Annotated in this window: 18 protein-coding genes and 3 pseudogenes; 7 read left to right on the forward strand and 14 right to left on the reverse strand. The window is 33.9% G+C overall.

Annotated elements, in window-relative coordinates; genetic code table 11:
* Window positions 1–258 precede the first annotated feature (258 nt).
* From BB050_RS21995 to dnaK, 13 genes and pseudogenes are all read right to left on the reverse strand, one after another.
* Window positions 259–690, reverse strand: coding sequence for a glycerophosphodiester phosphodiesterase family protein (locus BB050_RS21995; protein ID WP_083219786.1), 432 nt, complete (start codon window positions 688–690; stop codon window positions 259–261).
* Between the two features lie 90 nt (window positions 691–780).
* Window positions 781–3035, reverse strand: a pseudogene (gene bglX / locus BB050_RS00010) (beta-glucosidase BglX).
* A 51-nt stretch (window positions 3036–3086) separates the two neighbouring features.
* Window positions 3087–3335, reverse strand: a complete 249-nt coding sequence (locus BB050_RS22160) for a prolyl oligopeptidase family serine peptidase (protein ID WP_250637242.1) — start codon at window positions 3333–3335, stop codon at window positions 3087–3089.
* A 2-nt stretch (window positions 3336–3337) separates the two neighbouring features.
* Window positions 3338–3799 carry a carboxylesterase family protein gene (locus tag BB050_RS22165; protein ID WP_250637243.1) on the reverse strand — a complete coding sequence of 154 codons (462 nt, stop codon included), beginning with the start codon at window positions 3797–3799 and terminating at the stop codon, window positions 3338–3340.
* A gap of 6 nt (window positions 3800–3805) precedes the next feature.
* Window positions 3806–5177: pseudogene (locus BB050_RS22170) on the reverse strand (glucoamylase family protein).
* 73 nt (window positions 5178–5250) lie between these two features.
* A pseudogene (locus BB050_RS00025) lies at window positions 5251–6704 on the reverse strand (RagB/SusD family nutrient uptake outer membrane protein).
* 4 nt (window positions 6705–6708) lie between these two features.
* Window positions 6709–6957, reverse strand: coding sequence for a hypothetical protein (locus tag BB050_RS22015; RefSeq protein ID WP_236940395.1), 249 nt, complete (start codon window positions 6955–6957; stop codon window positions 6709–6711).
* Window positions 6958–7040: 83 nt separating this feature from the next.
* Entirely contained in the window at window positions 7041–9746 is a 2706-nt protein-coding gene (locus BB050_RS00030; RefSeq protein WP_236940396.1) for a SusC/RagA family TonB-linked outer membrane protein, read from the reverse strand.
* Between the two features lie 244 nt (window positions 9747–9990).
* Window positions 9991–12735: a helix-turn-helix and ligand-binding sensor domain-containing protein gene (locus BB050_RS00035; RefSeq protein ID WP_066035067.1), complete on the reverse strand. Its 2745-nt coding sequence runs from the start codon at window positions 12733–12735 to the stop codon at window positions 9991–9993.
* A gap of 101 nt (window positions 12736–12836) precedes the next feature.
* Complete coding sequence (locus BB050_RS00040; protein ID WP_066032137.1) at window positions 12837–14021, reverse strand: acetate/propionate family kinase; 1185 nt, start codon at window positions 14019–14021, stop codon at window positions 12837–12839.
* 94 nt (window positions 14022–14115) lie between these two features.
* Window positions 14116–16209 carry a phosphate acetyltransferase gene (pta, locus tag BB050_RS00045; RefSeq protein WP_066032138.1) on the reverse strand — a complete coding sequence of 698 codons (2094 nt, stop codon included), beginning with the start codon at window positions 16207–16209 and terminating at the stop codon, window positions 14116–14118.
* A gap of 64 nt (window positions 16210–16273) precedes the next feature.
* Entirely contained in the window at window positions 16274–17347 is a 1074-nt protein-coding gene (corA, locus tag BB050_RS00050; RefSeq protein ID WP_008462939.1) for a magnesium/cobalt transporter CorA, read from the reverse strand.
* A gap of 186 nt (window positions 17348–17533) precedes the next feature.
* On the reverse strand, window positions 17534–19420 hold the full coding sequence (dnaK, locus tag BB050_RS00055) for a molecular chaperone DnaK (RefSeq protein ID WP_008462816.1): 1887 nt from the start codon (window positions 19418–19420) through the stop codon (window positions 17534–17536).
* A 365-nt stretch (window positions 19421–19785) separates the two neighbouring features.
* Between dnaK and BB050_RS00060 the strand changes: the two genes are divergently transcribed.
* From BB050_RS00060 to BB050_RS00080, 5 genes are all read left to right on the forward strand, one after another.
* Window positions 19786–21054 carry a Na+/H+ antiporter gene (locus tag BB050_RS00060; protein WP_066032139.1) on the forward strand — a complete coding sequence of 423 codons (1269 nt, stop codon included), beginning with the start codon at window positions 19786–19788 and terminating at the stop codon, window positions 21052–21054.
* Window positions 21055–21102: 48 nt separating this feature from the next.
* Window positions 21103–21570, forward strand: a complete 468-nt coding sequence (locus BB050_RS00065; RefSeq protein ID WP_066032140.1) for a hypothetical protein — start codon at window positions 21103–21105, stop codon at window positions 21568–21570.
* A gap of 54 nt (window positions 21571–21624) precedes the next feature.
* Window positions 21625–22086: an SRPBCC family protein gene (locus BB050_RS00070; RefSeq protein ID WP_008462815.1), complete on the forward strand. Its 462-nt coding sequence runs from the start codon at window positions 21625–21627 to the stop codon at window positions 22084–22086.
* Between the two features lie 75 nt (window positions 22087–22161).
* Window positions 22162–22635: a DUF1203 domain-containing protein gene (locus BB050_RS00075; RefSeq protein ID WP_066032141.1), complete on the forward strand. Its 474-nt coding sequence runs from the start codon at window positions 22162–22164 to the stop codon at window positions 22633–22635.
* A gap of 127 nt (window positions 22636–22762) precedes the next feature.
* Window positions 22763–23200 carry an acyl-CoA thioesterase gene (locus BB050_RS00080; protein WP_008462813.1) on the forward strand — a complete coding sequence of 146 codons (438 nt, stop codon included), beginning with the start codon at window positions 22763–22765 and terminating at the stop codon, window positions 23198–23200.
* 95 nt (window positions 23201–23295) lie between these two features.
* Here the strand turns inward: BB050_RS00080 and BB050_RS00085 are convergent, their stop codons facing one another.
* Entirely contained in the window at window positions 23296–23988 is a 693-nt protein-coding gene (locus BB050_RS00085) for a hypothetical protein (RefSeq protein ID WP_066032142.1), read from the reverse strand.
* Between the two features lie 281 nt (window positions 23989–24269).
* On the opposite strand from BB050_RS00085, the gene BB050_RS00090 reads away from it, so the two are divergent.
* Together BB050_RS00090 and BB050_RS00095 are read left to right on the forward strand one after the other, a co-directional pair.
* Complete coding sequence (locus BB050_RS00090) at window positions 24270–25259, forward strand: alpha/beta fold hydrolase (protein WP_066032143.1); 990 nt, start codon at window positions 24270–24272, stop codon at window positions 25257–25259.
* A gap of 122 nt (window positions 25260–25381) precedes the next feature.
* The gene (locus BB050_RS00095; RefSeq protein WP_008462809.1) at window positions 25382–25771 is read left to right on the forward strand and encodes a DUF1398 domain-containing protein; all 390 of its coding nucleotides are present in this window, start codon (window positions 25382–25384) and stop codon (window positions 25769–25771) included.
* Window positions 25772–25775: the final 4 nt, after the last annotated feature.

Consider the following 25775-nt stretch of genomic DNA (forward strand, 5'->3'; position numbering starts at 1 on the left):
CCATGTCTTTCCCATCATTAACAGTCCAAGCATTTAAAATCACTTTATTGTCTTTTGCTTCTTGGATCCACTCTGGATGCTTTTGAAAAACTGAATAATGATAATCAACTCCGTTAATTTTATCTGTTTTTACTTCTTTTGGAGATTTGTTTCCCTCTAAATACTGCAGAGAAGTCTTTGAATCGATCTCTCTGATTTTTTTTTCAAAATATCATAATCAAAACTGATGTAGCAGGTATTTTTATGGCTTTTAATTTTTTAATGGTTTCGACTGCTGCTACACCGTTTTTGTCCTCTTTCTTTACTGATTTCTGAAGGTTTTATTTCGCAAACCAAAAGAGTGTGTTTATTATTTCGCATTCCTTCTGAAATGTATTCATGAAGGGTTGGAAGTTTCTCTCCATTTGAAAGTTTAAATTTTATTAAATCTGCATAATTCGTTTCTTCAATAAGCATTTTGTTATAATGCGCATCATGATTGATGACAAGCGAATCATCTGCTGTTCTCCAAACATCAAACTCTGAGCCAGGTAATTTTAAATCTATTGCATGTCTTAACGATGCAATTGAATTTTCTGGCAGATGATTCTTTTTCCAAGCTCCGCGATGCGCTACTATTGCATTTTTTTGTGCATAGCTAGACGAAAAAGCCATAAGACAAACGGCACTAAATATTTTAAAAGTATTCATATAATCGTAGTTAAAAAATTACAAAAAGGTCTTGAGATTTAGAAAAAAAGCCCTCCAAACGAAGGGCTTTTCACTAATCAAATAAACCAACTATTTAGTTAACTCAAAACTAACTTTTTTATCAGCATTTGAATTTCCTCCAACGAAAACATCAAACTGCCCAGGCTCTGCTACGAATTGTAAATCAGAGTTATAGAATTTTAAATCTTCAACAGTAATATCAAAACTTACTGTTTGCTTTTCACCTTTTTTAAGTGCTATTTTCTGGAAACCTTTTAGCTCTCTAACCGGTCTTGTTACTGAACCAACTAAATCTCTAATGTATAATTGAACCGTTTCTTTTCCGTCAAAATTTCCAGTGTTTGTTACATCAACCGTTACTTTCAATTTTCCTGATGGATTCATTTTATCAGAAGAAATTTTCAAGTTTGAATAATCAAAAGTGGTGTAACTTAAACCAAATCCGAATGGGAATAAAGGCTCGTTTCTTTCGTCAATATAATTTGATCTGAATTTCTCAAATTTTCCTTCTGTATTAGAAAGCGGTCTTCCTGTATTTTTGTGAGCGTAGTAAATTGGCAATTGACCAACGCTTCTTGGAAAAGTTGAAGTTAATTTTCCAGAAGGATTTACATCTCCAAATATTACATCAGCAATAGCATAACCAGCTTCAGTACCAGCAAACCAAGCATTCAAAATTGCTGGAACTGTTTTTTCTTCGTCAGTAATTACCAACGGACGACCGTCAAATAAAACTAAAACAACTGGTTTTCCTGTTTTTAATAAAGCGTTTAATAAATCTTTTTGCGCTTGTGGAATTTCTAAGTTTGTACGGCTGCTTGATTCTCCGCTCATTTCAGCAGATTCACCTAAGGCTGCTACAATTACATCAGATTGTTCAGCAACTTTTAAAGCTTCTGCTAATAATTCTTCTTTTGTACGAGCATCACGGTGTAATGTTTTACCGAACATTGTTGCGTTCGTTTCAAAAGTTTCATCATAATCTAAGTTGCTTCCTTTAGCATATAAAACTTTAGTTCCAGCTCCAGCAACTTCCTTAATACCTCTCAATAATGAAACGGCATTTTCCATTTTTGTAGCCACACTCCAAGTTCCTGGCATATTTTCTTTAGCATCTGCTAATGGTCCGATTAAACCAATTGTTCCAGATTTTTTAAGAGGCAACAACTGATTTTGGTTTTTTAATAATACTAAAGATTGAGCTGCAATATCACGTGCTTCTTTTCTGCTGTCTGTAGTGAAAATTTCAGTTTTAGCTCTTTTCTCATCACAGTATTTATATGGATCTTGGAATAATCCTAAATCGTATTTTGCTTCTAAAATCAATTTTACAGCATTATCGATCGTTTCGATTTTACTTTTCCTTCGTCTAAAGATTTTTTCAAAGTCCCTAAGAAACCTTCACCAACCATATCCATTTCAACACCAGCATTCATAGCTAATGCAGACACATCTTGAAGATTTCCCATTCCGTGTTCGATCATTTCAGGAATACCTGTAAAGTCTGTTACTACAAATCCTTTGAAACCCCATTGTTTTCTTAAAACATCTGTCATTAACCATTTGTTTCCAGTTGCAGGAATTCCGTCAACTTCGTTGAAAGAAGCCATTACAGAACCTACACCAGCATCAACCGCTGCTTTGTACGGAGGAAAATAATCGTTGAACATTCTAATGTGGCTCATATCTACTGTGTTGTAATCACGTCCCTTCTGGAGCCCCGTATAATGCGAAATGTTTAACGCAAGCTAAAATTGAATTATTTTTAGAAAGATCGCGCTGTTGGTAACCGTTTACCATCGCTTTTGCAATCTGGCTTCCTAAGTACGGATCTTCTCCTGAACCTTCAGAAACTCTTCCCCATCTTGGGTCACGAGAAATGTCAACCATTGGAGAAAACGTCCAGTTAATTCCATCTGCACTAGCTTCTTTGGCAGCAATTTGAGCACTTCTTTCGATAAGATTCATATCCCAAGTACAAGACAATCCAAGCGGAATTGGGAATGTTGTTTCGTAACCGTGAATTACGTCCATACCAAAAAGCAAGGGAATTTTTCAAACGGCTTTTCTCAACCGCAATTTTCTGTACTTCTTTAATTTTTTGAACTGATTTAATGTTAAACAAACCGCCCACTTTTCCTTCAGCAATATTTTTTGCCACATTTGAGCTGTTTGCCTGCCCTGTGGTAATATCACCAGATGTTGGCAAGTTTAACTGACCCAATTTCTCGTCTAAAGTCATTTTTGACATTAATTCCGCCACAAATTCAGACTTTGGTTTAATTTTCACTGTATTTTAGCAGGCTTTTTTGAGCATAACCCAAAACCGCGCATCCTAAAAAAAGTAAGACTAATTTGTTTTCATTCTATTCTATTTATTTGTTTGTATTCGTTTTCTTCTGCTGTAACATCCAGTCGTAGATTGCTGCATTATCATAAACTCTTGTCCAACTGTCATGATTTGCATCATCAAAAATGGTCAGCTTCACGTCTTTAGCATTACACTTTTTCAATTCTTTGTAAATCGTGATGGCATAATTAACATCGACCACTTCATCTAATAATCCGTGGTAAATTCTGGTTGGAATATTGGCTATTTCACATGCTTTTTCTAACTGAATCAAATCTACAAGCCAGCGACAGGTACATTTGCGGCAAATAGATCCGGATGTGCAAAAGCCAAATTCCAAGAAGCCCAACCTCCTGAGCTCAAACCAGTAACATATATTCTTTCTGAATCGATTTTATTCTCTTTCTGAATTTTTACAATCAGCTGATAAATCGATTCTGTATCCCAGTTCTCATCTTCTTTACATTGCGGAGCTAGAACATAAGCATGTAATTGATGCGTTTTTAAATATTTCAAAGGACCATGAATCTTCACTTTCTCAAGATCAGTTCCTTTTTCTCCATCACCAGATATAAAAACTATTAATGGCTTTTTCTCTTTAATATTTACAGGCTTATGCAATACATAGCCCAACTCATATTTAGACATTATAACTGTATTAATTTTTCCAGTTGTTTCGTTTTGTGCCGAAACAATCATAGAAAATAATAGAAATACAAATGCCAGTTTATTTTTCATAGAAAATTAAATTCCGTATTTACCAGATTTAAATCCAAGTTTTGTTAAACCTTGTTTTACTTCCGGTGCATTCATAAATAATTTCCACAACAATCCTGTTCTGTAGTTTTCAATCATTACCACTTCTGGGCCTTGATCAATAGCTAAGTAACGTTTTGCCACCCATTTATTTCCTAAACTTAAAGCATCATAAAAACCGGCATCTCCCCAAGTTTCATCTTTATGGTTTTCGTATAAGTTTCTAATCAAAGCCATTGATTCCTTGGCGTATAAACAATTGAACTGATAGCAGCTGTTGGCGAAATCACACCTTGATCGTTGCTTGGCATGTGTGCGTTGTACCCAATAGAACCGTCAGGATTCTAGAATAAGAAGCTGTTAATCCCCAATATTCAGGTCCATAACCAGCATTTTTATTTGGATTTTCAACACAATATTGGTAATTGATTTTGGTCTGATTTACATTTAAATCCCAATAGTTCGCATATTTATCGCTTAATTGATTTGGATCTAAACCTACATAAGAATAATGAGCCCAGATAATGGACCACCAAATTCTTCTGCACCATTGTGCTTTAAAATAAGTGGGATATTATATTTGTTTTTGAAGAAACTATGCCACCGCTTCTCGCCCATCCTTCATGATATGCTTTCGCATCGATAGTATGTGTTGGCGAAGACGCTGCCATTAAATACGTAATAAGGCATTCGTTTATATCCTTGTAGTGGGAAATTCATCTCCCAAGCATAACTCGGAGACCAGTGCCAATATAATACATTTTTTGATTTGTGTACCATTGCCAATCAACACCTTCCAAAGTGCATCGTATTTTTGTGCTACTGCTTTTTCTTTTTCAGAACCATCTTTAAGATATTCACGAACTGTAATCATTCCTGCAACCAAAATGAGGTTTCAAACTAAATCTCCTCCATTATCCTTGGTTCCAAAAGGTTTTACTTTTCCTGTATTTTCCGTCAATCCAATGTGACCATGCTCCGTGAAACGATCAGCTTTGCCTAAAAAGTCCGCAATTTTGTTCAATCTTTCTACTCCTTGATCTTTCGTAATATAACCTTGTGACATTCCAGAAACAAGTGCCATTAATCCAAAACCTGACCCTCCTGTTGTTACGATATTAGAATCGTTTTCAGGATAAACTCCGTCTGGATGATAACGTTCTCTGGCTAATCCAGAATTTGGTTCTGCATAATCCCAGAAATATTTAAATGTTTGTTTTTGAACAGCATCCAAAAGCTGCTCATCTGTTAATGCAGTAACGCCAGAAGTATTTTCCTGTACATTTCCTTTCGACTTATCGGCATTAGATCCACAACTAAAAAAAGTAAAAGCTAAAAATAAAACTGAAATTCTAACCATTATAAAAATTTAAGATTGTATAAATAATCACTTCCTTCAGGAATCTGAAGGAAGTGATATCTGAGATTTTTGATTAATAACCAGGGTTTTGAGCTGATAATCCATCTGCTTGTAAAATGAATGATGCCGGAATAGGAAATAATTCATTTTTACCTACTGTAAATACTTTTCCATCTGCAGCAAAAGCACTTTCTGCCTGACCAGTTCTAACTAAATCAAAGAATCTGTCAAATTCAAAAGCAAGCTCAACTCTTCTTTCTTTCCAAATTGCACTTCTAACTGCTGTTTGAGAAGTTGCTGGAGTATCTCCTAATCCTGCTCTGTGTCTAATTTGGTTTAATAAACCAATTGCTTCAGAAGTTTGTCCTAATTCATTCAATGCCTCAGCTTTCATTAAAAGCACTTCACCATATCTTAAATATTTGATATTTGCATCTGTTTCCCATGCATCAGTGTATGCAGAAGAATATGCTTTGAAATTATACATAGGATTTTCTACCGTTTCAGGAACAACTCTTCCATCGTATAATGTTGAATTTCTAAAGATAATTGTAGCATCTTTTCTAACATCTCCAGGCTCATATGCATTTAATAAGCTTTGTGATGGAACATTGAATCCCCATCCCCATCCACCGGCACCACGTGCACCTTGTGTGTTAGAGTATCCAGCAATTCCTTTAGTAGGTACAGCACCATTTCCGTTTATTTCAAAAATTGACTCAATGTCATTTTCGCCTTCTAATCTGAACATTTTAGCGTAGCTTGGGTTAAGTGCGTAGCCTGTAATTTGATTACAGTTATCAACTACCTGTTGCCATTTCTTTTGATATAAACTTACTTTTGCTAATAAAGCATAAGCTGCACCTTTGAAGCTCTTGCTTTTTCATCTGCTGCATAAGCACTTCTATTTGGTAGTACTGCAATTGCTTCTTGCAAATCTTTTTCAATAAAAGCGTAAACTTCAGCTACTGGTTTACGAGTAAGCAACATTTTTTTATCTTCCTCTGATGTTGGACTTTGTAAACGATCAACTATTGGAACACCTCCGTAACATTTTACAAGAGTAAAGTACATGAAAGCTCTTAAAAATTTTGCCTCTCCTATTAATCTTTCTCTTAATGCAGGATCTGCCTTATCCAATTTAGGAATCATATTTAAAGCTTGATTACATCTATTGATACCGTCATACTGAGCGATAAAAGTACTTTCTGCAGATGGATTCGAAGCATTATATGTTAATGCATCTAAAACATCTTTATCAGTTCCAGTATCACCAGGAGAAGACCCTTTGTCTGCATCATCAGACGTAATACTTGCTAAACCAATCCAACCAAATGAGCTCATATCCCAATCTAAGAATTTAGCATAAATTGAAGTTACAAATGTCTTTGCACCACTATCTGTATTATAAAGCTCAACATCTGATGTTGGTATAGATTGTGTTGGAGCAACGTCTAAAAAATCATCTGCACATCCTGTAAAGAACAATGCTGACAATGCAAACATTGATATATATATCTTTTTCATAATATTAAAATTTTAAATTAGCACCAATAACGAAAGATCTTAAAGTAGGATAGGCATCAAGCTCAATTCCTTGCGTTCCGTATGGATCACCATTACCGTTCAATTCTGGAGAGAAACCAGAGAATTTTTGAGTAATGAATGGGTTAATTGCATTAACATAAAGTCTGCAATAATTGATAAAACTTGTTTCAGTTAAAGGAAGTTTATATCCTAAAGTGATATTGTTAATTCTAAAGAAATCCCCTGATTCCATATAGTATGTTGAAGCAACTGGCACTTCATTAAACGGCTTAGGATTTGCTGCTGTAGTATTAGTTGGTGTCCAATAGTTATTAGTTAAAGATGCCTCAATGTTTTCACCTGTAAAACGTTGTGCTTTTTTACCATTATAAACTTTAGCACCACCAGTACCATAACCATCAACAGAAAATCAATGTTTTTGTAGTTTAATCCTAAGGTAACCCCATAGTTGTTTTTAGGTAAAATAGAACCAACATATTTTTTATCTTTATTTGCATCAAGTAAGTTTTGAGTCACTTTATCGCCCGCTGCATTATAGTAAAGCATTTTACCATTTGTTGGATCGATGCCGGCATACTCATATAAGTAGAAACTTCCTAAAGGCTGGCCAACTGATGTTTTATTCAATATTTTAGTGTCCTGACCGTTACCTAAATTACCACCAATTAAAGGCGAAATATCAAAATCTTTTAAACTTGCAAGTTTGTTTGTATTATGAGAGAAGTTTCCGCCAACCCAATAGCTTAAGTTATCATTAATCTTATCATCCCAACGTAAAGCAACCTCAAAGCCTTTATTAGAAACCTCCCCTACGTGTGCTGGAGTTGAAATTGTCATACCAGATGTCGTGTATGGCTTCGTGTTTAAAATAACATTGTTTGTATTTTTATCATACACATCAAAAGAACCTTTTAATCTGTTGTTTAGGAATTCAAAATCGACACCTGCAGAGGCTTCTTCTGTAACCTCCCAAGATAAGCTTGGATCAATTTGAGAGTTAATTGTTGTTCCTTGATATAAAAGCGAACCTCCTAAATAAGCATTAAGTCCTGAAGCATAGGCTTGAGTGTTTAGAGGAACATTTTGATTTCCTAGTTTACCCCAGCTACCTCTCAATTTAATTAAATCAACACCTTTAATATCAGATAAGAAACTTTCTTTAGTCATAACCCAACCAATACCAAAAGATGGGAAAGTACCCCAACGGTAATCTTTAGCAAAGTTTGAAGAACCGTCACGTCTAATTGTTCCAGTAAATAAATATTTGTCCATTAATTTATACTGAACCCTTCCAAAGTATGAAGCTAATCTGCTTTCGTTGTATTTTATATCATATAAACTAGTAATATCAGCTACGTAATCTACCCCTTTTGCGTCTTTAGTATTATATAAAGACCAATAGTTAGAATTTTCGCTTACATTTTTTCTAGCAATTGTCAAAGTTTCTCTAGGTCCTTTTACAGAAGCCTCAATACCTGCGGTTAACTCAACATCGTGAATGTTTGCAAAAACTTTATTATAAGTAAAGTAGTTAGATAGATTCCAATTAAAGTATTCTTCTCTACCTCTTGTCAATAAGTTTACTGGGTCCGATGCGTGAGTAGCCACATAGTCTGCTGCTGTTGTATTAGGGTTAGCAGCCATCCAGATACCTTGCTTATCTTCAAAATTATATTGTTTCCAATTATAATATTCACCATTAAATTGAGAAGTGAATTTTAAACCATCAATAATTTCCCAGTCTAGTTTTAATCCTCCTTGTAGAGTAACACTTCTTTGTTGCTCATCATAGAAATCTAGTTGAGCAACTGGATTCCCTACGTTATTAAATGATGAACCTACAGGACCTGCTACACCATTAGCATCTACACGAGACACACCATATTGACCGTCAGCAAAACGTACTGGGACTATTGGCGATTGTTTGTATGCATTTGTAAAAGCTCCTAAAGGTTTTGGAGCAGATTTAGATGATGTAAAACTTAAATTTTGATTTAACGTAACTTTCTTAGACAATTTAAACTCATTATTGTTTCTGAATGTAGTACGTGAGTAATCAAGACCATTTAAAATTGCTTTTTCTTCATAATTTCCAGCACTAAAGAAATATTTAATATTTTCTGAAGCTCCTGAAACCGAAACGTTATTTTGAGTATAAGATCCTGTTCTTGTAATTTCGTCTAACCAGTTTGTGTTAACAGGCTGATTTGCTGCAAAAGTGTTTGTACCTAATGCAGCATTTGAGTAAGCAGCATACTGGTCTCCATTTGCCATTTTTACTTTTTTAAGTGGTGTTCTAACACCTGCAAAACTTTCAACTTCTACAGATACCTTATCTCCTTTACCTTTTTTAGTAGTAATAATGATAACTCCGTTTGCTGCTCTTGTTCCATAAATAGCCAATGCAGAAGCATCTTTTAAGATTTCATAAGAAGTAATATCATTTGTATTAATATTATTGATGTTTTCTGTTGGCATACCATCAACAATGTATAAAGGATTTCTACCTCCAAGAGCAGTACCTAAACCTCTAATAACTACAGAAGGTGTGCTTCCTGGAGCATCTGAAGAAGTTACTTGAACACCCGCGGCTTTACCTTGAATAGCTTGAGAAGCATTTAAAACTTTTGTTTTAGTAACATCCTCAGCTTTTAATGAAGCAACAGCAGAAGTGTTGTCAATTTTCTTTCTGGTTCCGTAACCAATAACTACCACTTCTTTTAAGGCTGTATCGCCAGCCTCTTTTAATGTGATCTTCATATCACCAACAGCTGCCGGAATAGAAACCGAATCGAAACCAAGCATAGAGATTTTTAAGGTTTCTCCAACTTTCGCGTTAATGGTAAAATTACCATCGAAGTCAGCATCAGCAGTAGTTCTAGATTCTGAAGCAGTAATAATTGCTCCCGGAACTCCCATTCCACTACTGTCTACTACTTTTCCTTTAATTGCTTGTGCTTGCCCCATCATATATGTAGGTAGCAGCAAGAGAGCTAAAAAGCTAAAAATAAAATTTTTCATACAGTACGTAATCGTTTAAGTTAGTAGAGCCAAATTAAGCAATTACAACGTTGTAGTACATCAAATACCACTACAACATAGCTACATCATTGTGTTAAAATTTTATATTATTATACTGATTATCAAACCAATAAATGTTAACAAAAATTCCTTAACATATCATTATGATGTAGTAATGATGTATCGTAATTATATAAAAAATGATATCGAAAAATATAAATTCTGTAAAAAATAAAATCAAATCTTACAGACTTAATAAAAACTTTGACAGGTTTTCGTCTTGCGTGAGGTTTAGCTTCTTTCTAAGACGATATCTATGCAGTTCTACACCTCTAAAAGAGATATTCATCATAGGAGCAATTTCCTTCGACGAAAGATTCATTTTAAGATAAACGCATAGTTTTATGTCCTTTGGAGTTAATTGTGGGTATTTTTTGGATAGATTTATAATAAACTCGTTATGGATTTGATTCAAATTGGTTTCAAATGTTTCCCATTCGTGTTTATTTACTTCATTAATCTTAATCGCTTTTCTAATTTCATTTTTAAGCTTACCAAAATCTTTCTCGGTTTCTAAAATACCTTGGATTTTATCAATCATTTCGGTTTGCTTGGCAATCGATAATGATTTGCCTGCAACTTCTGAAGATTTTGCTTGCAATTCTAATTCTAAAATATGCTTTTCGTATTCTTGAATGTTGAGTTCGTTTTCTTTTTTCAATTCCATTTCAAGAATTTCTCTCTGATGTTTTAATTCTTCAGCCTGCAATTTTAATTTTTGCATATAGCGGAGTTTATTCCATTTATAGTAGAAAAATAAAACTGCTCCGATTACAAGAAAATACAGTAAAATCATCCAAAATGAAAAATACCAAGGTTCTGCGACTTTAAATTTGTATGAGGAAACTGTTTCATAAGTTGCGCCATCATGTTTGAATATTTCTACAGTATGATATCCACTGCTTAAATTATTCAAAACAATCAATCCGTCTGAAATTGGAATGAAATCTTTTTCTTTATCTAGTTTATAAAATAAATTTGGTCTGCTTGCTCCATAAATTCCAGAAATAACATTAATCTTTAATTCGGTATTGAATTTAATTTTCTCATCACTCGGAATTAAAGCATCATCACTAAATGCTTCGATTTTAACTTCTGAATTCTGCTTATTTTCATATTCAAGTTTAAGCGAAATAAATCCGTCATCCAGATTAAATAAATAATAATTGTCTTTCTTGAAAATTCTTAGATTTTCATTAATCAATTTTCCTTTATAATATTTCTCCTGAATAATATTCCAGACAAATTTGTTTCCTTCAGCATAAATATGATATAAGATTCCGTTTTGCAGAACCATAAAATGATCTTCATCTATAGAAACGACATCTGTTACATTTCTAAAATTTGTATTAAACAAACTATTTTCTTCCAATTTATTGGATATCGAATTGTAGGTATACCAAGAATTATTAATTAGAAAAAGTATTTCTTTTCTAAATTCAAAAATCTTAATTCCAAAATCATTTTGGATTTTGCTTTGCTGCGTGACATTTTCAACTTTAAGCGTATTATAATTATCATCTAGCAAAACACGATACAAACCACGGTAATTATCGGCCGCCCAAATTTCATTCTTTTTATTTTGAGCCACATATTTGATCGGCTTTGCCAAATCTTTTATAATTTTATAATGGGACATGTTTGACGGATCATCATAAACCAAAATACCACTGTAAGTGGATTGAAAATAAGTATTATTAATACTGCTTTTAGACATATTCCAGCCTCCGCTTACCCCATTTATTTTCGTTAGAGTGTTATTTTCATATGAAAAAGTACCATCATTATGGCCAATAATATATTTTCCATCAATTAGAGAAATATTCCAACCTTGCCCTTGTGTATTTGGCATCATGTTAAATTTTCCAGCGCTGTATTCAAAAATACCGTGATTAGAAGCAATTAAATAACCTTTATTAATTGCAGCCACAGCATAAACAGAGCCTAAAAGACCCGAGTTGTCGTAGAAGAAAGAAATTGGAGAATTAACCTCAACATGGGCAATTCCATTATCTAAACCAACCCAGAGATCGTTTTCTTTATCCAAACCTAAACTTAGAACCGAATTATTCATGAGAACATTATCGCGTTCAATATTTTTATAAGAGTTGTTTTTTAAATCTAAAATAAAAATCCCACGATTTCCAGTTCCCACGATCAGCTTGTCATTTTTAACAAATTTTGCCACATTGATTGTTGCCGATTTTAAAGTTTCATTTATTGGATGTTCCCAGCTTTTTAATCCATTTCTTTCTACAATGAAAACCCCTTTTTTCTGTGTGAAGATATAAGTCTTGTTTTGAAATTTTTCAATGGCATGAACAACCGTATTTTTTAAAACGTTCCAACCTTTTGGATTGGCAATGTGTTTGCCATTCATTTTAAAAATTCCATCTCTGACTGAGGCTACATATAAATTTTCATCTACTCCAAAACAATACGAAATAAGAAAAGGAAACTTAATTTTCTTAATTGTTTTTCCGTTGTAAATAAAAACATCATTAAAAGATTGAAAATAAAGAGAGCCCTTAAACCTAAATATTTTCCAGATTTCTTCATTGTCCTTTTCATCAAACAATCTGAGATTTTTGGTAATCGAAACATAATGCATCGTCCCATCTTTTCTATACCAATAGCCAAATTCTTTATAAGAGCCAGAATAAATTTTATCTCCTTCAATCAAAATAGATCGAATGATGGTTTTGTTCGGAAGCGTATATTTTTCCCATTTTACCCCGTCATAACGAAGCAAATAGTGATTGTTGGCAAAATACATTGAATTGTCATTGCCTTGTGCTACATTCCAGATCTGATTATCTCCCTGATAATCTGATTTGCTGTAATTTTCGACAAAGGGAAGTAATTCTTGTGCTTGAAGCTGTAAAGCGATGAAAAAGAAGAAAACTGATTTAAAAAGTATCGATTTCAAGATATTCGTTTTTAAATTCAAAGATACTGACAAAAACTTAAACTGAAAGCATAAAAAAGGCTCCAAAAAGGAGCCTAAAATTAAGTTTAAAATAAAACTTTCTAATTTTCAAGTAATTGATAAACCTGATTTGCAATTTCGTATTCCTCATCAGTAGGGATAACCAGAACTTTTACAATAGACTTTTCTGAATTGATTTCTCTTAATTCTTTTGAACGTAGTTCATTTTTTCCTGTGTCAATTTCAATTCCGAAATAATCCATATCGGTACAAATCAAATTACGCATATAAGATGAATTCTCTCCGATTCCTGCTGTAAAAACAATGGCATTTAATCCGTTTAAAGCCGCTGCATAAGCTCCGATTGTTTTTCTAATTCTGTACGCATTCATTTGCAATGCCAAAATACAATCTTTATTGCCTTTTTCCGCTTCAGCTTCAATATCACGCAAGTCGCTATAACCCGTCAATCCAAGCATACCGCTTTGTTTCAGTAAAACAGCATTTACCTCGTCTGGAGTATATCCTAAATTTTTAATCATATAAAAAACAACAGACTGGTCAATATCTCCTGCACGAGTTCCCATAATTAAACCGTTTGAAGGCGAGAATCCCATTGAAGTATCAATACATTTTCCATCTTTAATCGCAGCCATACTGCAACCATTTCCTAAGTGAATGGTAATAATTTTAGAATTATCTTTTAAGTAATTAATGGCTTTTTCAGAAACATATTTGTGGCTTGTACCATGAAAACCATAAACACGCACTTTGTTTTCCGTTAAGAGATAATTCGGTATAGCATATTTATAAGCTACTTCTGGCATTGTCTGATGAAAAGCCGTGTCAAAAACGGCTATTTGTTCAGCCGAACTGAAAATTTCTTCTGCCACATTAATTCCTTCCAAATTGGCAGGATTGTGCAAAGGTGCCAATTCAAAAAGCTGCTTGATTTTTTCTTTTACTTTATCATCAATTTTTACTGTAGCGCTAAAATCGCTTCCTCCATGCACCACACGATGCCCGACAGCAGCAATTTCAGAAGTTGATTTAATTACTCCTTTTTCAGAATCTAAAAGCATATTGGCCACTTTCTGCAAACCTACTTTATGATTCGGAATTGGAAGTGTTTCTTCACGTGAAGCGGTTGCGGTTTTTAAAGTAATATTTGAAGTTTCTAAACCAATTCGGTCAATCATTCCAGAACAGATTACTTCGTTTTCTGGCATCACCATTAATTGATATTTAATTGAAGAACTTCCTGAATTTATAATTAGTATTTTCATTTTTTTAAGTTGCTAAGATGCTAAGTTTCTAAGATTCTGAGTTTTTTCCCAAAACAGAAATTTTTAATTTTTAATTCTCAATTTTTAATTGAATTTACATTCCTTGTGCCTGAATGGCTGTAATGACTACTGTATTGATAATATCATCTACAGTACAGCCACGGCTTAAGTCGTTTACCGGTTTGTTTAAACCTTGAAGCATTGGACCAATTGCCAAAGCTCCGGTTTCTCTTTGAACGGCTTTGTAAGTATTGTTTCCTGTATTTAAATCTGGGAAAATTAATACGCTGGCCTGGCCTGCCACTTCTGAATCTGGCATTTTGCTTTTCCCAACGCTTAAATCAACTGCCGCATCGTACTGAATTGGGCCTTCTATCTTTAAATCTGGTCTTTTTTCCTTTACAATGGCTGTAGCAGTTCTTACTTTATCAACCTCGTCTCCTTTTCCTGATGATCCAGAAGAATAAGAAAGCATGGCAATTTTTGGTTCAATACCAAAAGCTAAACTTGATTCTGCAGAAGAAATAGCAATTTCTGCCAATTGTTCTGCCGTCGGGTTTGGATTAATAGCACAATCTCCAAAAACAGAGACACGATCTTCTAAACACATAAAGAACACAGAAGAAACCACAGATGAATTTGGTTTTGTTTTAATGAATTGCAATGCGGGCAAAATGGTATGCTGTGTTGTATGTGCTGCGCCAGAAACCATTCCGTCCGCATGGCCTTTGTAGACCATCATGGTTCCAAAATACGAAACATCTTCCATTAAATCTCTCGCCATTGTAATACTTACATTTTTATCTTTTCTAAGCTCATAATACGTATTAGCATAATCTTCATACATTTCAGATTCTATCGGATTGATGATATCTACTTTAGAAAAATCAAATGTAAGTCCAAGCTCTGCAACTTTACTTTCAATTTGTTTTTTATCGCCAATAATAGAAATATCAACCACATCCATATCTAACAATCTTGAAGCAGCTGTAATAATTCGGTCATCATTTCCTTCTGGCAGGACAATATGTTTTCTGTGCTGTTTCGCTCTTTTAACCATATTGTATTGAAACATTTTTGGCGTCATACCTTCTGGCTGGAAAGTAATTACTCTTTGCGATAAAGCTTCAATTTCGACGTATTTTTCGAAAGTATTGATTGAGGTTTCAATCTTGTGTGTATTGTTGGCATAAATCTGCGATTTTATAGAACCTATTTTATTAGTAATATGATACGTTCCGCCATCAACCGCAATAATCGGAACAATGGCTGAAAGCCCTTCAATGAGTTTTAAAATACTTTCTTCTGGAACAATATTACCTGTTAGGATAATTCCTGAAATGGTTGGATAATTGGCCGATTCATTTGCCTGTAAAGCTCCCAAAATAATATCAGAACGATCTCCAGGAGTAATTACCAAAGCATTGTCATGCAAATGCACTAGATAATTATGAAGCTGCATGGCTCCAACACTATAGTGCCCGATTTCGTTATTCAGATAATTTTCTCCAAAAAGAACTTTAGCGTTCAATTCGTTTACAATTTCCTGCATCGTCGGATTATTCAAACTTGAAATAATCGGAATGGTGTTAATCAATACATTCGAAGGAAGGCTTTTTTGCAGACTACTGGTAACCAATTCGATATTTTCCGGTTGCACTTTATTGGCAAAAACTGATAAAACTTCAACCTCTTTTATTTTAAAAGAATCATAAACCAGATACAAACTGTCTAAAAGCTCTTCTAAAGTTTTCCCAACTCCAGAGCCAACAATTATAGTCGGAATTCCAAGGTTTTTAGCAATTAAAACATTCAAATCCAGTTCAATAGAAGTTCCCTCGCCAGTAAAACTTGTTCCTTCAACCAAAACAAAATCAAAGCGTTCTTCGAGTTTTTTATACTTTTCAATAATTAAATCCAGAACCTCTCCTATTTTACCTTTGTTCTTTTTCTTGATTAATTTGCTTTTGGTAATGGCATAAGCATCTTCAAACTTAATATCAAGGTTAAAATAAGACAGAACAGTTTCGATATGATTATCTACCTCACCATCGACAAAATCTTCAATTATAGGTCTAAAATATCCTACTTTGGCAGTTTTACCAAGTAAGATGCTCATCAAGCCAAGCGTAATAATTGATTTACCGCTATTATGGTCGCTAGTGGCTATATATATTGCTTTACTCATAATTATTTATTTTTATTCTAAATACCAAATTTACAAAATCAAATTTTTCAAATATAAAAGAACGCTAAAACCAGCGACGTTTTTTGAAATAGATGATCAGGGCAATTACCAGCAAAAACATTACACCCATGACTATAAAATAGCCATTTTGCGTTTTGAGCTCTGGCATGTTTTCAAAGTTCATTCCGTAGACTCCAACTATAAAAGTTAGCGGAATAAATATGGCTGATATGATAGTCAGCGTTTTCATGATTTCGTTCATTTTTCGGCTTTGTTCCGAAAAATAAAAATTAGAAGCACTTTCTAAAGCACTCATATCCGATTCTATCTGATCTAAAAGCTCCAAACTTTTTTGATGCAGCCTGATAAAGAAATTGAATGTTTCTTTCTGTATTAAGCCGTTATCATCGTCATCATCTTTCTTCGTTTTCAAATAATAAAGCGAATCTCGAAGTGGCACTATGGAACGTTTTAGAAAGTTTAAGTTATCACGATGATTTTCAATTTTCTCTAAAATAACTGGTTTAGCATCTTTTTTAGTCAAATTGATTAAGTCTTCGATTTTATCTTCTTCATCTTCCAATGTAATGTAGAAATTTTCCATAACAGCGTCTAAAAGCAAATACAAGAGATAATCTACCTTTTTGGTCCTAACGATTCCCGCATGGGTACGCAAACGCTCACGGATATGCGTAAAAAAGTCGCTTCGCTTTTCTTGAAAGGAAATTAAAATTCCATCTTTTAGAATAAAGCTTAATTGCTCGACGCTAATATTATCTGAATATTCAGAAGGAAGAAGTGATTTTATATTAAAGAACAAAACATCTTGCTGGTCTTCTAGTTTAGTTCTTTTGGTAGTGTTTAAAATATCGGCAAGCAGAAAATCATCTAATTTGAAATGCGTGCCGATCGTTTTAATAAGATTGATATCATTAAGCCCATGAATATTGAGCCAATTATTTTTAGTATAATCAAAGCAAGAATTTAAAGCCAAGACCGTAAACTTATCATATTCGACAACATCAGCATCATTATATACAAAAAGTTGCATCTCTGTTTCGTGCTCTTTATGTATGCCAGTATACTCTAAAGTAATGTGTTGCAACTTACGCCCTTTCTTGTATTTAATCTTTCTCATTCATGAAAATTTACAATAGTAATATTACGAAAAAGAATTTGAACAGGAAATGACAATTATCAGTTTGTGAAAAACCTAAAATTTAGACGCACTGCCTACGTTAATTAGCAAAAACAAAAAAACCGAGTCATTTCTGACTCGGTTTTCTATCTTAATACTTTGTAGTAATTACTTAATACTAAAGAATTATTTTACTTCTTCGAATTCAACGTCTTCAACATTGTCTCCAGATTGCTCTTGTTGTGGAGCAGCTTGTTGACCTGCTTGGTCACCACCTTGAGCGTACATTGCTTCTGTAGCTGTTTTCCAAGCTGCATTTACATTGTCTAATCCTTTTTGGATTGCGTCAAGATCTTGAGATTGGTGAGCCATTCTTAATTCAGTTAAAGCGTATTCAATAGCTGTTTTTTGATCGTCTGTCAATTTATCTCCCAATTCTTTCAATTGACTTTCAGTTTGGAAAATAGTACTATCAGCTTCGTTCAATTTCTCAGCTCTTTCTTTTGCAATTCTATCTGCATCAGCATTAGCTTCAGCATCTTTTTTCATTCTTTCGATTTCTTCAGCTGTTAATCCAGAAGAAGCCTCGATACGGATATCGTGAGATTTTCCTGTTCCTTTATCAGTTGCAGAAACTTTGATAATACCGTTAGCATCGATATCGAAAGTTACTTCGATTTGAGGAACTCCTCTTGGTGCTGGTGGAATACCATCTAAGTGGAAACGACCGATAGTTTTGTTATCAGCTGCCATAGCTCTTTCTCCTTGCAATACGTGGATTTCAACAGATGGTTGAGAATCAGCAGCAGTAGAGAATACTTGAGATTTCTTAGTTGGGATAGTTGTGTTAGCCTCAATTAATTTAGTTAATACACCACCCATAGTTTCGATACCTAAAGAAAGAGGAGTTACGTCAAGTAACAATACATCTTTTACATCTCCAGATAAAACTCCACCTTGAATAGCAGCTCCAATAGCCACAACCTCATCAGGGTTAACACCTTTAGAAGCTTTTTTACCAAAGAATTTTTCAACTTCGTCAGCGATTCTTGGCATACGAGTAGAACCTCCTACAAGGATTACTTCGTCGATATCAGATGTAGATAAACCTGCATCTTTTAATGCTTTAGCAACTGGCTCCATAGAACGTTTTACTAATGCATCTGATAATTGCTCAAATTTAGCTCTAGTTAATTTTTTTACTAAGTGTTTTGGTCCAGAAGCAGTAGCTGTTACGTAAGGTAAGTTTACCTCAGTCTCAGCAGAAGAAGATAATTCAATTTTAGCTTTCTCCGCAGCTTCTTTTAAACGCTGTAATGACATTGGATCTAAACGTAAGTCAATACCTTCTTCAGATTTGAATTCGTCAGCTAACCAGTCAATAATAACTTGGTCAAAGTCATCACCACCTAAGTGAGTATCACCGTTTGTAGATAATACTTCAAATACACCGTCTCCTAATTCAAGAACAGAGATATCAAAAGTACCTCCACCTAAATCGTAAACAGCAATTTTTTGATCAGTTCCTTTTTTATCTAATCCGTAAGCAAGTGCAGCAGCAGTTGGCTCGTTGATGATACGCATAACTTTAAGACCAGCGATTTCACCAGCTTCTTTTGTAGCTTGACGCTGAGCATCGTTAAAGTAAGCAGGAACAGTGATAACTGCTTCAGAAACTGTTTGACCTAAATAGTCTTCAGCAGTTTTTTTCATTTTTTGAAGTGTCATTGCAGACAATTCTTGTGGAGTATATAAACGACCGTCAATATCCACACGTGGAGTATTGTTGTCACCTTTTACCACTTTGTAAGGAACTCTTTTTGCTTCACCTTCAGTTTCTGCAAAAGTGTGTCCCATAAAACGTTTAATAGAAGCAATCGTTTTTGTAGGATTCGTTACTGCTTGTCTTTTTGCAGGATCACCTACTTTAATTTCGCCACCTTCAACAAAAGCGATGATAGATGGTGTAGTTCTTTTTCCTTCTGCGTTAGGGATAACAACTGCTTCGTTACCTTCCATTACAGAAACACAAGAGTTCGTCGTACCTAAGTCAATTCCGATTATTTTACCCATTTTTTATATATTTAATTTTTGATTTTATTTTAATAACTCAGGTGGCATAAGTCAATCTTTGTGCCAATATAAAAAACCAAATAAAATTGTCAGTTTTACTGTCGAGACTAAAAAATCGTCTGACAACATGACATTTTTTAAACCTGACAATCATGGCATGGTCTATTTTTTTTATGTCATTATGAAGGTTTTAAGAAGCTAATTCCCGCTATCCGCTATATCTTTTATGGTGAACCCCACCATAAAAGGATGCCGCTCCTATCGGGGCTAGAGCATCTGTTTTCATAATGATGATATTTTTATAAAATCAGACTACTTTGATTAAATTGAAATTAATTACATTAGCATTTTTTCAAAATTAGAGAATGGAAAACTACAGCATTATCATCTTTATACTTGCTATCGTAATAGGACTATCGGCTTTTGCAGACAAAGCAAAACTTCCCTACCCCATTCTGCTTGTGATTGTTGGAGTTGCTATTGGGTTTATTCCGACTATGCAGGAAATCGAAATCAATCCTGAAATTATTTTCCTGATTTTTCTTCCTCCGCTATTATACGATGCTTCTTTTAATATCTCTCCAAAAGATTTCAAAACCAATATCAATACTATTGGTGCTCTTGCAATTTCTTTGGTCTTTTTAACAGCAAGCGGTATCGCTGCCGTTGCTTATCTTATAATTCCAGAAATGACCTGGCCATTAGCTTTTGTTCTAGGCGCTATACTTTCTGCTACCGATGCTGTTGCAGCAATCAATATCACTAAAGGATTAAAAATCTCTCATAAAACCATTACGATTTTGGAAGGCGAAAGTTTAATTAATGACGCTTCTGCACTGGTTGCTTATCGTTTTGCCGTTGCCGCTGTAATGGGTTCTGCATTTATAATATGGAAAGCGACTTTGCAATTTATGTTTCTTTTAGGAGGTGGTTTTCTTATCGGATTTATAATGGCAAAAATCCTTTCGTTTATTTTAACCAAAGTTCACAAAAACATAAATGTGACAATCAGTTTTATGCTTTTAATGCCATTTGTCACTTATTTGGTCGCTGAACATCTGCATGTTTCTGGCGTCATTGCGGTTGTTATTTTAGGATTAGCAATTGCCAGATTCAGCAAAAAAATATTCCCTGAAAGCCTAAAAAATCAATCTCGAAACCTTTGGGATATTATCATTTTCTTGCTAAACGGATTAATTTTTATTTTAATCGGACTTAATTTCAGATACATTCTAGAAGACATCGAGAGCTATTTAATACTTCCTTACATTGGTTATGCAGCCATTATTACAATCGTGGCTTTGCTTATTCGAATGATTAGAATTTATTTGCAGAAAATCAATCTACAAAAAGCATTTCAAAAGAGTAAAAATGGAAAAAGAAAAGTGAGCGAAAATGCGCTCCTTGACTTTGGAAACAGTTTAATTATAAGCTGGTCAGGAATGCGAGGTATTGTATCGCTAGCCATTGCAATCGGACTTCCGAGATTTCTCGAAGACGGAACTCCTTTTCCGCTTAGAAATGCCATTATTTTCATTTCTGTCGCAGTGGTGCTTCTGACATTAATCGGACAAGGATTGACATTGCCATGGATTGTAAAAAAAATAAATGAAATTGAAGAAAAAAACAGCTAAACCAATAAAATCCTGAATACACTAATTAACCAAATTTAAACCAAAACTATGGAACAAGAATTAAAAGGTCATTTTGACGAATTTGAAAAACCTGCTATTATAAGACGAAAACTATTGCCATGGTGGATAAAAGTTTTCTGCTGGATTTTTATGTTTATGGCCATTTGTGCAATTGGTTCTCTCATTACCAATCTTTTTGTTCCCAACGTAAATTTATCTCTATACGGATTCTCAACCGACACTGCTTATTCCGGAACTGGATTATTTATAATTGCCATTATGCTTTTAAAGGGATTTGCAGCCTATTCGCTTTGGTTTGAAAAACCTAATGCTATCATGATTGCCAAAATAGATGCACTTGTAGGCATTGCAATTTGTGTTGCTTCTCTTTTTATACTTCCTTTCAGCACAGGAAAAGATCATTTTTCTTTTAGATTAGAAATTTTACTGCTTATTCCCTATTACATGAAAGTAAACAAAATAGAATACGAATGGGATAATCTTGAAAGTATCTAAAAATAACGTAATTTTATGACTGCGCATTTTTGTTTAATTTAAAACGATCAAAAAATGACTTCAGAAATTCTATCCACAACACCTGATTCAGAAGTGGTAACAACACGAATTCTGAATTTCCCTCAAGAACTTGTTTTCAAGGCATGGAGCGATCCTGAACATTTAAAAAACTGGTGGGGACCAAAAGGCTTTACAAACACTTTTCATGAATTTAATTTTTGCGAAGGCGGCAAATGGAGCTTCATCATGCATGGCCCTGAAGTTGGAAATTATGCCAACGAATGCGAATTTATAAAAATTGACAAACCGAATCTTATTGCTTGGAAACGTCATTCAAAACCGCTTTTTCAAATTCTAACCACATTTGAAACTATTTCTGAAAATGAAACAAAAGTAGTTTTTAAAATGCTTTTTGAAACCGAAGAAGAATGCCAAAAACTGAAACCTTATGTAGTTGATAAAAACGAAGAAAACTTCGACAAACTTGAAGTTGAATTAGCTACAATGACATTATAAATATTTTGATCAAGAAACATAGCAAGATTTGGATTTTTTTGCTTCCTAACAAATATGATTTTTGCTTAAAAAATTATGGAAACAAATTTTAAAATCAAGTCTTTAAATCATACAGAGTTTTTAGGCTACTTTGAATTAACAGATCTAGAACTAGAAAAAATCGGCGCAATCAGAATGACTGTCGATAAATTTCCGGGATTTCCTTGTAGAGTTAGTCTAGAAGATGCTCAAATTGGCGAAGAAGTAATTCTTTTACCCTACAGCCATCATAAAACAACCTCACCTTATCAAGCAAGCGGACCAATTTTTATACGAAAAAAAGCCACTACAGCTACATTCGAAACCAACCAAATTCCGCAAATGCTGAATCACAGATTACTTTCGTTGCGCGGTTATGACAAAAATGGCATGATGAAAGAAGCGTCTGTGGTTGAAGGAAATACCCTCAAAGAAAGCATTATCAAGACTTTTGAAAACGAAAAAATAGAGTACATCCACATTCATAATGCAAGACCAGGATGTTATAACTGTCTAGTCGAAAGAGCATAATTGAAAGTATTTTACAACATGCTGCAAATTCAAAAACAACAAAAAAATATGCATGCATAGTAATTTTATGATATTCGTTTGTTTTTTATTCGTAATTTCGATTTCTCATTAAAATTACAATTATAAAATGGCTTCATTTGTAAAAGAAATATCTTTCCGCTGGTCAGATCTAGACCCGAATTTTCACGTTCGTCATAGTGCTTATTACGATTTTGGCGCACAGCATCGTATCGAAATCCTTGAAGAACTGGGATTAACTCTAAAAGTAATGCAGACACAAGGTTTTGGACCTGTTTTATTTAGAGAAGAATGCGTTTTCAGAAAAGAATTAAAACTTTCAGACAAAATATTCATTCATACTAAAACTTCAAAAATGAAAGCCGATGCTTCACGTTGGTCTATCATTCACGAATTTAGAAGAGAAGATGATACGCTTTGCGCAACGATTACAGTAGACGGAGCTTGGATGGATACCAAACTTAGAAAATTGGCTTCTCCAACCCCAGAAATAGCGATTGAAGCTTTGAGTATTTTCCCTAAAAGCGACGATTTTGTTGGGTTATAAACCGACGATGTCATAAACTTATAAAAAATCCCAAAGACAATTGCTGAAATTGCCTTTGGGATTTTTTTCTCAACAAACTTTTATTTTTAATTTCGTTATTCAAACTTTAATCCGAAGTTTACCCTTTCAAAAGTAGTACTGCAGGAAAAGGCAAATCGTCCGACATTGACAGTTCCGAAAATCCCACCAACTGAATGCCCAGAATAAAATCCTCCAGCAGAAAATCGGCGAACCTGATATTTTAAAGCAATGTCATTTACTCTCGAACTCAATTGTCCAAAAGCAATCACATTTGGGATAATTTCATAACTTCCAAAAACTTTGGGAACGAGTTTTTTATAGTAATCAAAACTTTCATCGGTATCATAATCAATTATTGATGAATGCAGATTTTCTAAATTTCCTCCAATATAGATATTTTCAGAAAAATGCCATGAGATGCTAAAACCCGTAAAAGTCCCCTCATAACCGCTTCTAGAATCGACATATCCTATGCCAATTGTAGCTCTAAATTTATCGCAAATTTTACCGATATAACCCACATAAGTACGATCGATTTCAGACTTGTCAATTCCAGCACCAAAAATAATATCGTCTTCACACATCGTAAGAGCATACTGAAAATAAGCTGAATATTGATCTTGATTTGCCGCAACAACGCTACGGCCTTTATCAAGGTCTATATTTGCAGAAATTAAGGTTGAGTTTATAACGGCGAAATCAAAAGTATTGAGTTCTTGGGCAAATGTGGGGACTGTGAGCAGGAGCAAAAGTATTGTCTTTTTCATAATACTAATATTTAAGGCTTACAACATTCTGAAACTAAATTACATCCATTTTTCCTATTAATAAAAGAAGTCCTTTGAAGTGCTACATTACTCGTCAAAATACATTATTTTCACAATCATCATCATTTAATCGATAAAATTTCAATAAATCATCGATTATTGACATCAAAAACAACGAAACCATTTTAAAAGCTTTTTTTCTGATAACTTTAAGATTTTGAGCTTTGTTTTAAAACTGGTTCGGTTTAACTTTATAAATCATTAAAAAAATTGCCTCTCAAATGAAAATCCTGAAACTATTATTCATACTCATTCCTTGCTTAAGTTTTGGCCAACAGGGAAATATAAAAGCATTAGATATTAATTTAACGAATTACGAATATCCTTTTCCTGTTCATTTTATTGAACTGAGCAACCAACGCCAGTACTTGAAAATGAGCTATATGGATATTATACCAGAAAACTATAATCAAAAAAACATTGTTTTACTGCACGGAAAAAATTTCAATGGTGCCTATTGGGAAACTACAATTAAAGCGCTAACAAAAGAAGGGTATCGTGTGATTGTTCCAGACCAAATTGGTTTTGGGAAATCTACAAAACCAGACCATTTTCAATACACTTTTCAGCAATTGGTCGAAAACACCAAAAGACTTTTAGATCATTTAGGAATTCAAAAAACCACAATTTTAGGTCATTCTATGGGTGGAATGCTGGCAACGCGTTTTGCATTGATGTATCCAGAAACTACAGAAAAACTGGTTTTAGAAAATCCGATTGGTTTAGAAGATTGGAAATTAGTCGTGCCATACCAACCTGTTGATTGGTGGTACGAATCGGAATTAAAACAGAATTACGAAAGCATTAAGCAATACCAAATGGCAAATTATTATGACGGAAAATGGAATGACGATTTTCAAAAATGGGCTGAACTTGGCGCAGGCTGGACAACTGCACCAAATTATGACATTGTGGCTTGGAACTCGGCTCTTTTGTACGATATGATTTTTACACAGCCTGTTTTGTATGAATTTAAAAACATCAAATGTCCAACATTATTGATTATCGGAACGAGAGATAAAACTGCTTTGGGAAAACTATTGGTTTCTGAAGAAGTGAGAAAAACAATGGGAAATTATGCTGAATTGGGCAAGAAAACTCAAAAAGAAATTCCGAATGCAAAACTCGTTGAGATTCCAAACACAGGACATTTACCACATATCGAATCTTTTGATTCGTTTATAAAATCATTAATCGTATTTTTGAAATAATATTTTTTTGCCACGAATTACACGAATTTACACGAATTAATTTTCTAAAATCTTTAAATAAAAAATTCGTGTAATTTTTGGCGAAATCTAAAATTTAAAATCAACAATCTAAAATTAAAATTATGTTTACAATAGATCAAATAAAAGAAGCGCACTCTAAAGTTAAAACTGGTGCAGATTTTCCAAATTACATTCAAGATTTAATAATCCTTGGCGTTAAAGGGTATGACACTTTTGTACACGACGGAAGCGTTGTTTACTACGGATTAAACAATTACACAGCCGCAGCTGAAGAAAAATATCCTGAAATTAAAGTTGCTGACTATCCTAATAAAGAACTTTTTATAGAACATCTGGTAAAGCATCAGCACGGAGAAACCGATTATATGACTTTCTGCAATCATTGCGCTCAATGCGGTATTGCGAAATGGCGTGTTGATATTGTGGAAATGACTTGCACTTATTTTGATAAATCGGAACATGAAATTTTAATCGAAAAAATCCCAGTTTAATTAT

Origin of the sequence: Flavobacterium anhuiense (assembly GCF_001705175.1) — a bacterium.
Lineage (GTDB): Bacteria > Bacteroidota > Bacteroidia > Flavobacteriales > Flavobacteriaceae > Flavobacterium > Flavobacterium anhuiense.

Coding starts and splice junctions, on each gene's coding strand:
- BB050_RS21995 (WP_083219786.1), bottom strand. CDS start 690: ATGAATACTTTTAAAATATTTAGTGCCGTTTGTCTTATGGCTTTTTCG.
- BB050_RS22165 (WP_250637243.1), bottom strand. CDS start 3,799: ATGAAAAATAAACTGGCATTTGTATTTCTATTATTTTCTATGATTGTT.
- BB050_RS22015 (WP_236940395.1), bottom strand. CDS start 6,957: ATGGAATCAGGGGATTTCTTTAGAATTAACAATATCACTTTAGGATAT.
- BB050_RS00030 (WP_236940396.1), bottom strand. CDS start 9,746: ATGAAAAATTTTATTTTTAGCTTTTTAGCTCTCTTGCTGCTACCTACA.
- BB050_RS00040 (WP_066032137.1), bottom strand. CDS start 14,021: ATGAAAATACTAATTATAAATTCAGGAAGTTCTTCAATTAAATATCAA.
- pta (WP_066032138.1), bottom strand. CDS start 16,209: ATGAGTAAAGCAATATATATAGCCACTAGCGACCATAATAGCGGTAAA.
- corA (WP_008462939.1), bottom strand. CDS start 17,347: ATGAGAAAGATTAAATACAAGAAAGGGCGTAAGTTGCAACACATTACT.
- dnaK (WP_008462816.1), bottom strand. CDS start 19,420: ATGGGTAAAATAATCGGAATTGACTTAGGTACGACGAACTCTTGTGTT.
- BB050_RS00060 (WP_066032139.1), top strand. CDS start 19,786: ATGGAAAACTACAGCATTATCATCTTTATACTTGCTATCGTAATAGGA.
- BB050_RS00065 (WP_066032140.1), top strand. CDS start 21,103: ATGGAACAAGAATTAAAAGGTCATTTTGACGAATTTGAAAAACCTGCT.
- BB050_RS00070 (WP_008462815.1), top strand. CDS start 21,625: ATGACTTCAGAAATTCTATCCACAACACCTGATTCAGAAGTGGTAACA.
- BB050_RS00075 (WP_066032141.1), top strand. CDS start 22,162: ATGGAAACAAATTTTAAAATCAAGTCTTTAAATCATACAGAGTTTTTA.
- BB050_RS00080 (WP_008462813.1), top strand. CDS start 22,763: ATGGCTTCATTTGTAAAAGAAATATCTTTCCGCTGGTCAGATCTAGAC.
- BB050_RS00085 (WP_066032142.1), bottom strand. CDS start 23,988: ATGAAAAAGACAATACTTTTGCTCCTGCTCACAGTCCCCACATTTGCC.
- BB050_RS00090 (WP_066032143.1), top strand. CDS start 24,270: ATGAAAATCCTGAAACTATTATTCATACTCATTCCTTGCTTAAGTTTT.
- BB050_RS00095 (WP_008462809.1), top strand. CDS start 25,382: ATGTTTACAATAGATCAAATAAAAGAAGCGCACTCTAAAGTTAAAACT.